The sequence below is a fragment of the Micromonospora sp. LZ37 genome (assembly GCF_059359015.1).
Genome location: NZ_JCADBL010000009.1, coordinates 23796 through 36322, shown reverse-complemented (window position 1 = coordinate 36322; position 12527 = coordinate 23796). Strand labels below are relative to the sequence as shown.

At 73.2% G+C, this 12527-nt stretch carries 15 protein-coding genes; 7 read left to right on the top strand and 8 right to left on the bottom strand.

Features of this window, described 5'->3' with window-relative positions; translation table 11 throughout:
• Positions 1–15: 15 nt before the first annotated feature.
• Positions 16–1653 carry a glucose-6-phosphate isomerase gene (pgi, locus tag AC5L3Z_RS19015; RefSeq protein ID WP_494843793.1) on the bottom strand — a complete coding sequence of 546 codons (1638 nt, stop codon included), beginning with the start codon at positions 1651–1653 and terminating at the stop codon, positions 16–18.
• Between the two features lie 241 nt (positions 1654–1894).
• Here pgi and AC5L3Z_RS19010 point away from each other — a divergent pair, with 241 nt between their 5' ends.
• Positions 1895–3829: an ABC transporter ATP-binding protein gene (locus tag AC5L3Z_RS19010; RefSeq protein ID WP_494843791.1), complete on the top strand. Its 1935-nt coding sequence runs from the start codon at positions 1895–1897 to the stop codon at positions 3827–3829.
• 1 nt (position 3830) lies between these two features.
• Here the strand turns inward: AC5L3Z_RS19010 and AC5L3Z_RS19005 are convergent, their stop codons facing one another.
• Both AC5L3Z_RS19005 and ybiA read right to left on the bottom strand, forming a co-directional pair.
• Positions 3831–4340, bottom strand: a complete 510-nt coding sequence (locus AC5L3Z_RS19005) for an NUDIX domain-containing protein (protein WP_494843789.1) — start codon at positions 4338–4340, stop codon at positions 3831–3833.
• 126 nt (positions 4341–4466) lie between these two features.
• Positions 4467–5024 (bottom strand): riboflavin biosynthesis intermediates N-glycosidase, encoded by a 558-nt coding sequence (gene ybiA, locus AC5L3Z_RS19000; RefSeq protein WP_494843787.1) that lies wholly within the window; start codon positions 5022–5024, stop codon positions 4467–4469.
• 124 nt (positions 5025–5148) lie between these two features.
• On the opposite strand from ybiA, the gene AC5L3Z_RS18995 reads away from it, so the two are divergent.
• The gene (locus AC5L3Z_RS18995) at positions 5149–5514 is read left to right on the top strand and encodes an ADP-ribosylation/crystallin J1 (protein ID WP_494843785.1); all 366 of its coding nucleotides are present in this window, start codon (positions 5149–5151) and stop codon (positions 5512–5514) included.
• Positions 5515–5650: 136 nt separating this feature from the next.
• Here AC5L3Z_RS18995 and AC5L3Z_RS18990 read toward each other — a convergent pair whose 3' ends face one another.
• Genes AC5L3Z_RS18990 through AC5L3Z_RS18975 form a run of 4 tightly spaced genes read right to left on the bottom strand, consistent with a single transcriptional unit; the run spans position 5651 to position 8149 of the window.
• Positions 5651–6292: an SRPBCC family protein gene (locus AC5L3Z_RS18990; protein WP_494843783.1), complete on the bottom strand. Its 642-nt coding sequence runs from the start codon at positions 6290–6292 to the stop codon at positions 5651–5653.
• Positions 6292–6654, bottom strand: coding sequence for an ArsR/SmtB family transcription factor (locus tag AC5L3Z_RS18985; protein WP_494843781.1), 363 nt, complete (start codon positions 6652–6654; stop codon positions 6292–6294). Before AC5L3Z_RS18985 ends, AC5L3Z_RS18990 begins: the two co-directional genes overlap by 1 nt.
• Before the next feature lie 35 nt (positions 6655–6689).
• Positions 6690–7361: a peptidoglycan recognition protein family protein gene (locus AC5L3Z_RS18980; RefSeq protein WP_494843779.1), complete on the bottom strand. Its 672-nt coding sequence runs from the start codon at positions 7359–7361 to the stop codon at positions 6690–6692.
• Positions 7362–7417: 56 nt separating this feature from the next.
• The gene (locus AC5L3Z_RS18975; protein WP_494843777.1) at positions 7418–8149 is read right to left on the bottom strand and encodes a lysozyme; all 732 of its coding nucleotides are present in this window, start codon (positions 8147–8149) and stop codon (positions 7418–7420) included.
• Positions 8150–8424: 275 nt separating this feature from the next.
• On the opposite strand from AC5L3Z_RS18975, the gene AC5L3Z_RS18970 reads away from it, so the two are divergent.
• From AC5L3Z_RS18970 to AC5L3Z_RS18950, 5 genes are all read left to right on the top strand, one after another.
• The gene (locus tag AC5L3Z_RS18970; protein WP_334522330.1) at positions 8425–8967 is read left to right on the top strand and encodes a carboxymuconolactone decarboxylase family protein; all 543 of its coding nucleotides are present in this window, start codon (positions 8425–8427) and stop codon (positions 8965–8967) included.
• A gap of 81 nt (positions 8968–9048) precedes the next feature.
• Positions 9049–9399 (top strand): YciI family protein, encoded by a 351-nt coding sequence (locus AC5L3Z_RS18965; protein ID WP_494843775.1) that lies wholly within the window; start codon positions 9049–9051, stop codon positions 9397–9399.
• On the top strand, positions 9396–10598 hold the full coding sequence (locus tag AC5L3Z_RS18960; RefSeq protein WP_494843773.1) for an RNA polymerase sigma factor: 1203 nt from the start codon (positions 9396–9398) through the stop codon (positions 10596–10598). The genes AC5L3Z_RS18965 and AC5L3Z_RS18960 overlap by 4 nt, the downstream gene beginning before the upstream one ends.
• Positions 10599–10789: 191 nt before the next feature.
• Positions 10790–11797, top strand: a complete 1008-nt coding sequence (locus AC5L3Z_RS18955) for a DUF559 domain-containing protein (RefSeq protein ID WP_494843771.1) — start codon at positions 10790–10792, stop codon at positions 11795–11797.
• Positions 11798–11806: 9 nt separating this feature from the next.
• The gene (locus AC5L3Z_RS18950) at positions 11807–12049 is read left to right on the top strand and encodes a hypothetical protein (RefSeq protein WP_494843769.1); all 243 of its coding nucleotides are present in this window, start codon (positions 11807–11809) and stop codon (positions 12047–12049) included.
• A 10-nt stretch (positions 12050–12059) separates the two neighbouring features.
• On the opposite strand, the gene AC5L3Z_RS18945 is transcribed toward AC5L3Z_RS18950, so the two are convergent.
• Positions 12060–12488, bottom strand: coding sequence for a MarR family winged helix-turn-helix transcriptional regulator (locus AC5L3Z_RS18945; protein ID WP_494843767.1), 429 nt, complete (start codon positions 12486–12488; stop codon positions 12060–12062).
• Between the last annotated feature and the right edge of the window lie 39 nt (positions 12489–12527).

Sequence of the window (12527 nt, the reverse complement as noted above, 5' to 3'; positions counted from 1 at the left end):
GCCGTCGCGTCGAACTCAGGCCCGGCCGCGCTCCCGGCGGTAGCGACGGATCAGCCCGGCGGTGGAGGAGTCCACGTCGGAGAGGTCCGGGGCGTCACCGGTCAGCTTCGGCGCGAGCTGGTTGGCCATCACCTTGCCCAGCTCCACACCCCACTGGTCGAACGGGTTGATGTCCCAGACCGCGCCCTGGGTGAAGACGATGTGCTCGTAGAGGGCGATCAGCTGACCGAGGGTGCCCGGGGTCAGCTTCGGCGCGATGATCGAGGTGGTCGGGTGGTTGCCCGGCATCACCCGGTGCGGCACCACGCTCGCCTTCGTGCCCTCCGCCTCGACCTGCTCCTTCGTCCGCCCGAACGCCAGGGCGGCGGTCTGCGCGAAGAAGTTCGACATGAACAGGTCGTGCATCTCGCCGAGGTCGTGGTTGGGCTGACTGAACGCGATGAAGTCGGCCGGGATCAGCAGCGTGCCCTGGTGGATCAGCTGGTAGAACGCGTGTTGACCGTTGGTGCCCGGCTCGCCCCAGAAGATCTCGCCGGTCGCGTGATCCACCGGGGCGCCGTCCAGGGTCACCGACTTGCCGTTGCTCTCCATGGTTAACTGCTGCAGGTACGCCGGGAACCGGTGCAGGTACTGCGAGTACGGCAGCACGGCGTGGGTCTGCGCGCCCAGGAAGTTGACGTACCAGACGTTGAGCAGGCCGAGCAGGGCCGGGAGGTTGCGCTCCACCGGCGTGGTCCGGAAGTGCTCGTCCACGGCGTGGTAGCCGGCCAGCAGTTCGCGGAACCGGTCCGGTCCGACGGCCAGCATCACCGACAGGCCGACCGCCGAGGGCAGCGAGTACCGGCCGCCCACCCAGTCCCAGAAGCCGAACATGTTCTCCGGGTCGATGCCGAAGTCACGAACCCGCTGCTCGTTGGTGCTCACCGCGACGAAGTGCTTCGCGATCGCCGCGTCGTCCTCGGCGTCCAGCCCGGACAGCAGCCACATCCGCGCCTGGTCGGCGTTCGCGAGGGTCTCCTGGGTCGAGAACGTCTTCGACACCACCACGAAGAGCGTGGTCGCCGGATCCAGGTCGTAGGTCTTGTCGTGGATGTCGGTCGGGTCGATGTTCGACACGAACCGGCAGGTGATCCCCGCGTCCCGGTACGCCTTGAGCGCCTCGTACGCCATCACCGGCCCGAGGTCCGACCCGCCGATGCCGATGTTGACCACGGTGCTGATCCGCTCACCGGTGTGCCCGCGCCACTGGCCGGAGCGGACCCGCTCGGCGAACGCCGCCATCCGGTCCAGCACCCGGTGCACGTCGGCGACCACGTCCTGGCCGTCGGCGATCAGGGTGGCGTCCCGGGGCAGCCGCAGCGCGGTGTGCAGCACCGCCCGGCCCTCGGTGGAGTTGATGTGCCGCCCGGCGAACATCGCGCAGATCCGGTCGGTCAGCCGGACCCGCTCGGCCAGCGCGGTGAGCAGGCCCAGCGTCTCGTCGGTGACCAGGTTCTTGCTGTAGTCGACGTGCAGGTCGGCGACCTCGCCGGTGAGCCGCTCACCCCGCTGCGGGTCGGCCGCGAACAGCTCCCGCAGGTGGGCGCCGCGGATCGTCTCGGCGTGCTTGCGCAGCGCCTGCCATTCGTCGGTGGTGGTCACACTCGCAGCCATCGGGTCGATCTTCTCCTTCACGACGGTTCGCCGGCGGCCCTCGTCGCACCCGCCGCCGGCTCGCCGTCCAGCCTGCCACCCGGCGCGGACCGGCGCGACGTGACGCGGCAGACCCGCCCGCGGGGGGTGGCCGACGACACGCCGCTGCGACACCTGTACGACACGCCGCTCACGCGGAGACACCGCGTAGTAGCCGACAGTAGGCTCGCTCTGCCCCTGCCACCTCGGCCCGGGAGGACCCATGGCGACGGTGATCGGCCCCCGCCGCTCGTCCGGACGGGACGCTCCGTCCGACGCCGACGAGCTGGAGCTGCCGGAGCTGGAGGACGGCCACTGGATGCACCGCGCGACCGAGTTCGCGCACACCAGCTTCCGGTCCGTCGCCCGGCGGCTGCCCCACCTGGTCCGGGACGCGGTCGCGCTGGCCTGGGCCACCAGCCGGCGGGACACCCTGGCGGCGATCGGCCTGAACCTCGCCGCCGGGGTGATGACCACCCTCGGGCTGCTCGCCACCACCGGCGTGCTGCGGGAGCTCTTCGCCGGCGGCCCGACCCCCGACCGGGTCCGCGCCGCGCTGCCGTCGCTGGTCCTGGCCGCACTGGCGGTGAGCGCCCGGGGCGCGCTCACGGTGGCCGCCGGCTGGGCTCAGGCCCGGCTGATCCCCCAGATCAACTACGCGGTGGAGCTGCGGCTCTTCGAGGCCACCACGGCGGTGGAGCTGGCCGCCTTCGACGACGCCGGCTTCGCCGAGGAGATGGATCGGGTCCGGGACCGGGGGATGGCCGAGGCGGCGTCCATCGTCGACCACACGGTCAACCTGATCACCGGGGTGGTCGGCGTGCTGGCCACCGCCGTGGCGGTCACCGTGATCCAGCCCGTGCTGCTGCCATGCCTGCTGCTCGCCGCGGTCCCCGAGGCGGTCACCGCGGTGCGGATGGCCCGCCGGCAGTACCTCGCCATGCTGGCCCGGATCACCCGCCACCGCCGGATGCGGATGCTGGCGCACCTGATGGCCAACCGGCACACCGCCGTCGAGGTGCGGGTCTACCAGATGCGCGACTTCCTGCTGGGCGAGTTCCGCCGCGTGATGGCCGTGGAGACCCGGGCCGAGCTGCGCCTGGTGCGGGCGCAGAGCGCCACCCGCGCGTTCGGCATGTCCGCCTCCGGCACCGCCGCCTTCGGGGTGTACGCCGTGCTCGGCGGGCTGCTGCTCACCAACGTGGTCGCGCTGGCCGCCGCGGCGACCGCCCTGCTGGCGCTGCAGTCCGCCCGGTCCAGTCTCGGCAGGGCCGTCTTCGCCACCAACAACCTCTACGAGGACGCCCTCTACTACCAGGACTACCGGGACTTCCTCGACCGGGCGCGGGGGCGGATCGCGGCGGGGCAGGGCCGCCCGGCGCCCGGGTTCGACACCATCGCGCTCGACCGGGTCAGCCTCCGCTACCCGGATACCGACACCCCGGCGGTGGACGAGGTCACCCTGACCGTCCGCCGGGGCGAGGTGGTCGCCCTGGTCGGTGAGAACGGCTCCGGCAAGACCACCCTGGCCAAGCTCATCGCCGGCCTCTACCGCCCCACCGGCGGGGTGATCCGCTGGGACGGCGTCGACGCGGCCGAGCTGGACCCGACGCAGATCGCCGCCCAGGTGGCGGTGATGACCCAGGAGTACTGGAGGTTCCCCTTGACCGCGGGGCAGAACATCCGAATCGGCCGGCACGACCGCCCCGCCGATCAGGGCGGCCCGACCGTCGAGGACGCCGCCCGGGCCGCCGTGGCGCACGACATGATCGCCGGGCTGCCGTTCGGGTACGACACCCTGCTCGACCGGGAGTTCAAGAACGGCCACGACCTCTCCGGCGGCCAGTGGCAGCGGCTGGTCGCCGCGCGGGGCCTCTACCGGGACGCCCCGCTGCTGATCTGCGACGAGCCCTCCGCCGCCCTCGACGCCCGGGCCGAACACGCCCTCTTCCAGCACCTGCGCCGCCGCCCCGACCGCACGGTCGTGCTGATCACCCACCGGCTGGCCAACGTCCGGCACGCCGACCAGATCTTCGTGATGGACCACGGCCGGCTCGTCCAGCAGGGCAACCACGACGAGTTGATGGCCGCCGACGGGCTCTACCGGGAGCTGTTCGACCTCCAGGCCAGCGGCTACCTGGCCGGCACGCCGGACTAGGTCAGCGCCGACGGGCGAAGAAGTCGGCCATCGCCCGGGTGTGGGTGGAGAACGCCAGCTCGACCGGCTCGGTGAGCACCAGCCACTCCGTCGCCTCCTCGGTGGGCGCCGACGGCGGCAGCTCCTCGGCCGACCGCTCCGGCAGCTCGCCGAAGACCATCATGGTGCCGCCGGCCGGAGCGCCGTGCACCGCGAAGAGCCGCGCCTCGTCGGCCGCCCCGATCAGCCCGGTCTCCTCCCGGAGCTCCCGGACCAGCGCGTCGGCCCACTCCTCGCCGTACTCGATGAAGCCGCCGGGGAGCGCGAGCAGGCCGCGGGCCGGCTCGATGTCGCGGCGGACCACCACCAGGCCCACCCCGGCGTCGGTGCGGACCGGCAGCAGCGCCACCGCGACCGGCAGCGGGTTGCGCCACACCGTCTCGCCGCAGGCCACGCAGACGCGGGGCCAGCCGGCGTCCGCCGGGTAGGCGGCGCCGCAGAAGGAGCAGTGCGAGTACGGAGAGCCGGTCATGTCGCCGCACGTTACCGCCCCGGGCCGCCCCGCGCCCGGTCCTCCCGTCCGCCGGATGCCCACCAGGTGCGGCATGTCGCGGTGTCCGGCGGCCCGGACACCGCCACCTCGTGCGAACGGTGTCGATCAACGGCCCCGCAGCTCGTCACGCGCCTGCATCAGGGCGAAGCCGAGCAGGTTGAGCCCCTGCCAGCGGGCCGGGTCCTCCGCGCGCGGGTCGTCGGCGGCCAGCCCGACGCCCCACACCCGGTCCACCGGGCTGGCCTCCACCAGCACCCGCTCACCGGTGCCCAACAGGTACGCGCGCAGGTCGTCGTGCTGGCCGAACTTGGCGACGCTGCCCGCGACCACGATGTCGTAGCGCCGGGCCTCCCACACCACCTCGTCGAAGCCGCGGACCTGGCGGCCGAGCGTCTTGGCCCGGTGTGGATGGGGCGCGGCGAGGATCCGCTCGGCCATCTCCTCGTCGCCGAAGAGCGCGGCCTTGTGCCACATCATCCAGTGCTCCGCGGTGACGAAGCGACGGCCGTCCACGGTGAACGGCGCCGGCCACCACTGGCTCAGGCAGCCGTGGCCGATGCCGCCGTCGCGGCGGGGCTGGTGCCCCCAGAAGCAGAGGTACTTCACGCGCCGCCCCTGAGCGAGCAGGGCGGTGAGGTCGGCGACGGTGCGTGGCGGCGGCATGCTCGACAGTCTCGCCCGGGACCCCGACAGCTCGCCTCCGGGTTTCCGGCCGACTGCGAAACCGGCTCGCGCCGTCGGCCGGCCCCTCGGTAGCCTCGCGCCGAACCGGAACGAGGTGGGGACCGTGCACGGGACGACGACGTTGTGGCGGCCGACCGGGCCGCAGGAGCTGGCGCTGGTCGAGGCGTCCGGCTGGACGGCGTGGCCGCCGCGCCTGCCCGACCAGCCGATCTTCTACCCGGTCCTCAACGAGCAGTACGCCGTCATGATCGCCCGGGACTGGAACGTCCCCGCCTCCGGCGCGGGCTTCGTCACCCGGTTCGAGGTGGACCGCGAGTTCGTCGCCCGCTACCCCGTCCGGCAGGTCGGCGGCCGGGACATCCTGGAGCTGTGGGTGCCGGCCGAGGAACTGCCCGAGTTCAACCGGCACATCGTCGGCCGGATCGAGGTCGTGCACTCCTTCGGGACCGCCCCGGCCGCCGCCGACTGACGGCCGCCCCGGCCGCCGCCGACTGACGGCCGCCCCGACCGCCGCCGATCGACGGCCCCCCGGGGCGCCGTCGATTGACGGCCACGCCGGGCCGCGCGCAGGCGGCCCGGCGTACCCCGGTCGGCGGGGCCTGCGGTCAGGCGGCCGGCGCGCCGGTGTAGAAGGCGGTGGTGCGACCCGTCGCGGCCCGCGCGGCCTCCGGGTCGGTGCCGGCGGCGACGCTGGCCTCACCCCAGCTCTCGCTGCTCAGGGTGACGAACCGCCGACCCTCCTCGGAGCCCATCCACGCCTCGGCCTGCTCGGGTGCGATACCGCCGCCGTCGGCGGCCAGGTGGGAGGCGAGGCCGAGCAGGCCCAGGTCCCAGCCCACGCCGACCGCGCCCGGACCGAACTCGGTCCAGCGCTCGTCGTCGACGTGCGCGACGTGTTCCAGCTCGAACCGGGTGCGCCCGTCGCCCTCCGGGGTGAGCCGGACCTCGATCCAGCTCACCTCGTCGCCGTACTCCCAGGTGGCGCCGAAGCTCTTCGGCGGGTCGCAGCGCTGGACGGTGCCGCCCGCGTTGCCCTCGAGCTGGTAACGGCCGTGCAGCCGCAGCTCCCCGGAGACCGGCAGGAACCACCGGGGGATACGTTCGGGGTTGGTGCACGCGTCCCAGAGGTCCTCCAGCGACGTGTCGTACGTCTGGCTGATGGTCATCACCCGGGCCTCGCCGGCCTCCAGGGTCCGGCTGCCCACGGTGCGCCGCACGGCGCTGATCTGGTGCGTGACGTCGGTCATCAGGTTCTCTCCTCGGTCGATTGCTGCGGTGGGTGCAGGCGCCGTTCGCGTCTGCCGCGCGCCAACTCGGTGGCGAGGGCGTCCAGGGCCGGCGCCCAGAACCGGCGGAAGCCGGCCAGCCACTGGTCGACCTCCCGCAGCGGGCGCGGGTCGACGGCGTAGAGCCGGCGGGCGCCCTGCGGCCGGACGGTCGCGAAGCCGTTGTCCCGCAGCACCCGCAGGTGCTGCGAGACGGCGGGCTGCGAGATGCCGTACTCGCGCTGGATCACCGCGCAGACCTCCCCGGCGCTGAGCTCGCCGTCGGCGAGCAGTTCCAGGATGCGGCGGCGGACCGGGTCGCCGAGGACGTCGAAGGCGTGCACGGACCCTTTCTATCAGCCGAGGCTTATATAAGCAATCAGCCCAGCCGTGCGGCCACCGCGGCGCGCAGCTCGGGCAGCCGGCCGTGCAGCAGGCCCGGGCACTGGGTGTTGTTGAAGTCCTTGTGCCCGTATATCTCGGTGGGCGCGATCCCGTACTGCTGGCAGGTGAAGGCGCAGAAGACGATCAGGCTGTTCCAGAGCGCCACCGGAGGCTGCACGGTGAGGTAGGTGCCGTCGTTCTCGATGCCGATCGCCTGGCTGTTCTGCCCGACGCAGTGCGCGCCCTGCACCATGGTCCGCCCGTGCAGCAGCGCGTAGAGGCTGCCGTGCCGGCCCTCGGTGAGGTGCCCGCCCCGGCTGTTGGTGAAGTGCTGCCCCGAATCGAGCCAGCCGTTGCCGTCCATGTGCAGGTTCTGGATGTCGCGGGAGTTCGCGTACGCCCTGGCCAGGCTGTAGTCGGTGGTGTTCGGGAACGCCGTGTGGTGCACGATGATCTTGTTGGGTCGGCTCTGCACCACACTGACCGGGGACGACGGGGGTCGGGCGCCCCAGGTCGCGCAGTTGGCGATCACGGGCTGGTCGACCCGGGTGGCGACGGCGCGGGCGTCGCTGCCCCCGCCGAACTGGGTCAGGGCGGAGGCGCCGGCGGCGGCGCCGAGCAGGACCGCGCCGCGCAGCGCGGCCCGGCGGGACACGGGTACGGACATGGGGCCCTCCTTCGGTGGGGGCGGCGACGGACCGGGCGGCCCGCCGCCGGTGGCGGTCAGCAGGGTCCGTTGCAGGCCAGCACCCGGAGCCGGTCCAGGGTGCCGTTCCAGACGTTCTGGTCGCCCGGGAAGACGCCCGAGGACGCCCACTGCCAGAAGGAGTACGTCGGCCAGCCCGCGGGCAGGGTGCCGACCGTGCTGGCGTACCGGGCGATCCAGAGCGGGTTGTTGGCGGCGAACTGGGAGGTGTTGCCGGTGCAGGTGGCCCACCAGTCGGTGGTGGTGTGGATCGTGGCCCACCGGCCGGTGCGCGCGTGGTACTGGCTGACGAAGGAGGCGATCCAGCTGCGCATGGCGCTCTGGCTCAGCCCGTAGCAGGTCGCGCCGTACGGGTTGTACTCGATGTCGAGCGCGCCGGGCAGCGTCCGGCCGTCCCTGGACCAGCCGCCACCGTGGTCGACGAAATAGTTGGCCTGGGTGGCGCCGCTGCTGGTGTCCGGGCGGGCGAAGTGGTACGCGCCCCGGATCATCCCGACGTTGTAGGAGCCGTTGTACTGCTGGGCGAAGTACGGGTTGGTGTAGGAGGTGCCCTCGGTGGCCTTGACGTACGCGAACCGGGCGCCGTTGGTCCAGGCGGCCGACCAGTTGACGTTGCCCTGGTAGCTGGAGACGTTCATGCCGGGCAGGCCGGCGGGGGCGGCGCCGGCGGCGGTCGCGCCGAGGCCGACGGCGACGACCGCGGTGACGGTCGCTAGGAGCGCGGCGGTGACCGCGCGGAGACGGTTCATCTTTCCTCCCTGGGGGCTGCCGCACCGGGCGGCGGGAGTGACGAAAGGAACTGTCAGTATTAGGTCACGCCGCGTAGATAGTTTTCAATATGCAGAGTCAAGATTGTCTATGGGATTCAGTCGGCGGTCGCGGCCGGCCGGCACCGCGCCCGGGTACCGCGGTCCGCCCCGGCCACACCTGACCGTCCGGCCATGGATCGGCGTCGACGTACCCGCCAGAATGGCGGTGCCGGCCGTCGGGCGCGGTAGGCACGGCCAACGGAAAGGGTGACCGCATGGCGCACATCGACCTCGGCGTGGACGAGCGGCGCGAGCCCGGCATCGTCGGTCTGCTGCGGTACCGGCCGGAGACCGCCGGGCCGCTGATGGAGCTGGCCGAGGTGCTGCTGCGCGGGCCGAGCAGCCTCAGCCGCGGTGAACGCGAGCTGATCGCCGCGTACGTCTCGGCCCGCAACGGGTGCGACTTCTGCCGCGCCTCGCACTCCGCCACCGCCGGTGCTCAGCTCGACGACGGCCCCGACCTCGTCGACCGGGTCCTGGCGGACCTGTCCACCGCCCCGGTGCCGGAGAAGCTGCGCGCCCTGCTCCGGCTCGCCGACACCGTCCGCGAGGACGGGCGCGCGGTCACCGGCGCTCTCGTCGACGCCGCCCGTGCCCATGGCGCCACCGACCGGGAGGTCCACGACACCGTGCTGATCGCCGCCGCCTTCAGCATGTACAACCGCTACGTCGACGGGCTCGGCGCGGCCACCCCGGACGACCCCCGGGCGTACGCGATGTCCGCCCAGCGGATCCTGGCCGCCGGCTACCGCGCCTGAGGAAATCCGTCGCCGGAGTGTCGATCCGCCCGCCCGCCGATCGTGTGGAGAGTGAAAGCCGATCCACACCAGGAGGACGACATGAAGCAGTACCTGCTGAGCATCTACCACCCCGCCGGCCAGGGGCAGCCGGACCCGGAGTTCCTGGCCGGGGTCATGCGGGAGCTGGGCGCCATCCGCGAGGAGCTGGAGGCGATTGGCTCGTGGGTCTTCGGGCAGGGGCTGCACGCCCCGGAGACCGCCACCGTGCTGCGCCCGAAGGACGGCGAGGTGCTGGTCACCGACGGCCCCTTCGTCGAGGGCAAGGAGTACCTGGGCGGCTTCACCATCATCCGCGCCGCCGACCTCGACGCCGCCCTGGACTGGGGTCGCCGCTACGCCCTCGCCACCACGCTGCCGATCGAGGTCCGCCCCTTCCAGGGCGACGGGTGACGGTCGACGTCGAGGCGACCTTCCGCGCCGAGTACGGCCGGTCGGTCGCCGTGCTGGTCCGCGTCCTCGGCGACATCGACCTCGCCGAGGAGGCGGTCCAGGACGCCTTCACCGAGGCGGTGCGGCGGTGGCCGGAGACCGGGCCGCCGCCCAGCCCGGCCGGCTGGATCATCACCACCGCCCGCCGCCGCGCCATCGACCGGTTGCGGCGGGAAGCCTCGCGGGCGGACCGGCACGCCCAGGCCGCGCTGCTGTACGCCGGGGAGCCACCGGCCGAGGAGGGACCCGTGCGCGACGACCGGCTCCGCCTGATCTTCACCTGCTGCCACCCGGCGCTCGCCCCGGCCGCCCGGGTCGCCCTCACCCTGCGCCTGCTCGGGGGCCTGAGCACCGCCGAGATCGCGCGGGCCTTCCTCGTCCCCGAGCCCACCATGGCGCAACGCCTGGTCCGCGCCAAGGCCAAGATCCGCGACGCCGGGATTCCGTACCGGGTGCCCCGCGACGCCGACCTGCCCGAGCGTCTGCGAGCCGTGCTCACGGTCGTCTACCTGATCTTCAACGAGGGGTACACGGCCAGCGCGGGGGATCGGCTGGTCCGCGTCGAACTCTGCGTCGAGGCGCTGCGCCTGGGCCGACTGCTGGTCGACCTGATGCCCGACGAGCCGGAGGCGCTGGGCCTGCTCGCCCTGATGCTGCTCACCGAGGCACGCCGCCCCGCCCGGGTCGCCGCCGACGGCACGCTGGTCCCCCTCGCCGAACAGGACCCCACCCGCTGGGACGCCGCCCTGATCGCCGAGGGGCAGGCCCTGGTGCGGCGCTGCCTGCGCCGCAACCGCCCCGGCCCGTACCAGCTCCAGGCCGCCATCAACGCCGTGCACAGCGACCCCCCGACCGACTGGAACCAGGTCCTCCAGCTCTACGACCAGCTCCAGGCGCTCGCGCCCGGCCCGGTCGTGGCGCTGAACCGGGCGGTGGCCGTCGCCGAGGTGCACGGGCCGGCGCTCGCCCTCGCCCTCGTCGACGACCTGGACCTGCCCAGCTACCACGTCTACCACGCCGTCCGCGCCGACCTCCTCCGCCGCCTCGGCCGAGCGCCGGAGGCCCGCGCCGCCTACGGCGCCGCCCTGACCTGCACCGCCAACCTCGCTGAGCAGTCCTACCTCCACCACCGCCGCACCCAACTGGAGGCTCCACGGTGACGCGCTCATCTTGATCGTCTGGCGTTTTCGGACGCGACACGCCGTGGTCCCGGGCGGAAACCATCAGACGATCACGGGTTCCCGATAGCACGAGTGGGAGGCGGCTGGGAGGTTGTCCACAGGGGCGGCTGGTGTCCACAGCGGGGGTGGGGCGGACCGCGCGGTTGGGGGATGCTCGTCAGTCTGGGCCGGTGGATCCCGTGCTGAGAGCGCTGCTAGACCGGAGAGACGGTCTGCTGACCCTCAAGATCGCCACCCAGGTGGTTCCGGAGTCGGCCCTGCGGCGCGCATGGCGCTCCGGCACACTGCTGCGCGTGCTGCCCGGCGTCTACGTCGACGCCGAACTGGTGCGCCGGGATCCGGCCGACGAGCTGCCGGGCTCGGCGCTCCGGTCGGCGCAGCCGCACCCGGCGCGTCGCGGAGGCGCCGAAACTCTCGGCCGCCTCGACGGCGCGATGAGGAGACGGGCGGCGATCGCCTACCTCGACGGACGGGGCGCGCTGAGTCAGCTGACTGCCCTCGACGTGTGGAACCTGCGCCGGCAACCCGACGCGGAGCCGGTGCACGTGGACGTGCCAGCGGACTCGGGCCTGCGCGGTCGGCCGTACGTCGTGGTGCATCACCGGCGTGGCTTCCGGATGGACTCGCCGCAGGTGGTGACCCGGGCGGGGGTGCCGGTGGTCCGGCTGGAGCAGGCGTTGGTCGACTCCTGGCCGTTGCTGCCGGCCGTGGAGCGCCCGGCACCGGTGATCCGCGCCGTCAACGACCGCCGCACCACGCCGCAGCGGGTCTTCGCCGCCCTCAGGACCGCGCCGAAACTCGCGGCCCGGGCCGAGCTGCGGACCCTGCTCGACCGGCTCGACGTGGGCTGCCGCAGCCCGCTGGAGATCTGGGGCCACGACCACGTCTTCAACCACCCGGAGATGCCGCGGTTCCAGCGTCAGGCGAAGGTGACGATCGGTGGCCGCGTGATGTACCTCGACGTCTACGCGGAGGCCGAACGGGTGGCCTTCGAACTCGACGGCGCCACCGCCCACGGCGACCCCCGACAGCGCGAGATCGACCTGCGTCGGGACGGGCTGCTCGCCACCGTCGGCATCCTCGTGGTGCGCTTCGCCCACCGCCGCCTGGTCCACGAGGTCGACGAGGTACGCCGCGAGGTGCTGGCGATCCTGGCCACCCGCCGTCCCGGCGCGTGACGCCGTCCGGTGCCGTTGGAGCTGGGCCGCCGGATCGACTACATCCTGGTCCGTTGTCTCGACCACGGGCCGACGCTGCGGGTGGCCCACTGCCGCCTCGCCTTCGCCGAGCCGTCCGAGCCGTCCGAGTCGGGCGAGCGGATCGAGCCGCCCGAGATGGGTGGCGAGCGGGATGAGGGGCGGGTGGAAGAGGGACGGGGCGTCTGGGCCAGCGACCACTTCGGGGTGGTCGCTGACCTCACGATCGACTGACCGGGGGCGGTCAGTCCAGCAGGGTGCGGAGCAGGCGGGTCAGGTGGTCGCGGTCGGTGGGGGAGAGGTGGCCGAAGAACCGTCCCGCCTCGGCGTCGCGGGCCGCCTCGATGGCGGCGCCGACGCGCGTACCCTCGTCGGTCGGCGCGACCAGGGTCGCGCGCCGGTCCGCCGGATCGGGCCGGCGCTCGACGAGCCCGCGCTCCTCCAGGCCGTCGACCACCTCGGTGGCCGAGCGGGGGGCGATGTGCAGGTGGTCGGCGAGCGCGCTGAGCCGCTGGGCGCCGTGCCGGGTGAGGATGCCGAGGGCTCGGGCGTGACCGGGGTTGATCTCCCACGGTTCGAGGGTGCGTCGGGACTGGTGGCGCAGGCGTCGGGCCACCGTCCAGAACAGCTCCGGCAGGCTCTCGTCGGGCGCGTCGGGTTTCTCGGCGGTCACCGGAATACGGTAGCAGCCCGTGCTGTTGCTACCTCATAA

Coding starts and splice junctions, on each gene's coding strand:
- pgi (WP_494843793.1), bottom strand. CDS start 1,653: ATGGCTGCGAGTGTGACCACCACCGACGAATGGCAGGCGCTGCGCAAG.
- AC5L3Z_RS19010 (WP_494843791.1), top strand. CDS start 1,895: ATGGCGACGGTGATCGGCCCCCGCCGCTCGTCCGGACGGGACGCTCCG.
- AC5L3Z_RS19005 (WP_494843789.1), bottom strand. CDS start 4,340: ATGACCGGCTCTCCGTACTCGCACTGCTCCTTCTGCGGCGCCGCCTAC.
- ybiA (WP_494843787.1), bottom strand. CDS start 5,024: ATGCCGCCGCCACGCACCGTCGCCGACCTCACCGCCCTGCTCGCTCAG.
- AC5L3Z_RS18990 (WP_494843783.1), bottom strand. CDS start 6,292: ATGACCGACGTCACGCACCAGATCAGCGCCGTGCGGCGCACCGTGGGC.
- AC5L3Z_RS18980 (WP_494843779.1), bottom strand. CDS start 7,361: ATGTCCGTACCCGTGTCCCGCCGGGCCGCGCTGCGCGGCGCGGTCCTG.
- AC5L3Z_RS18975 (WP_494843777.1), bottom strand. CDS start 8,149: ATGAACCGTCTCCGCGCGGTCACCGCCGCGCTCCTAGCGACCGTCACC.
- AC5L3Z_RS18970 (WP_334522330.1), top strand. CDS start 8,425: ATGGCGCACATCGACCTCGGCGTGGACGAGCGGCGCGAGCCCGGCATC.
- AC5L3Z_RS18965 (WP_494843775.1), top strand. CDS start 9,049: ATGAAGCAGTACCTGCTGAGCATCTACCACCCCGCCGGCCAGGGGCAG.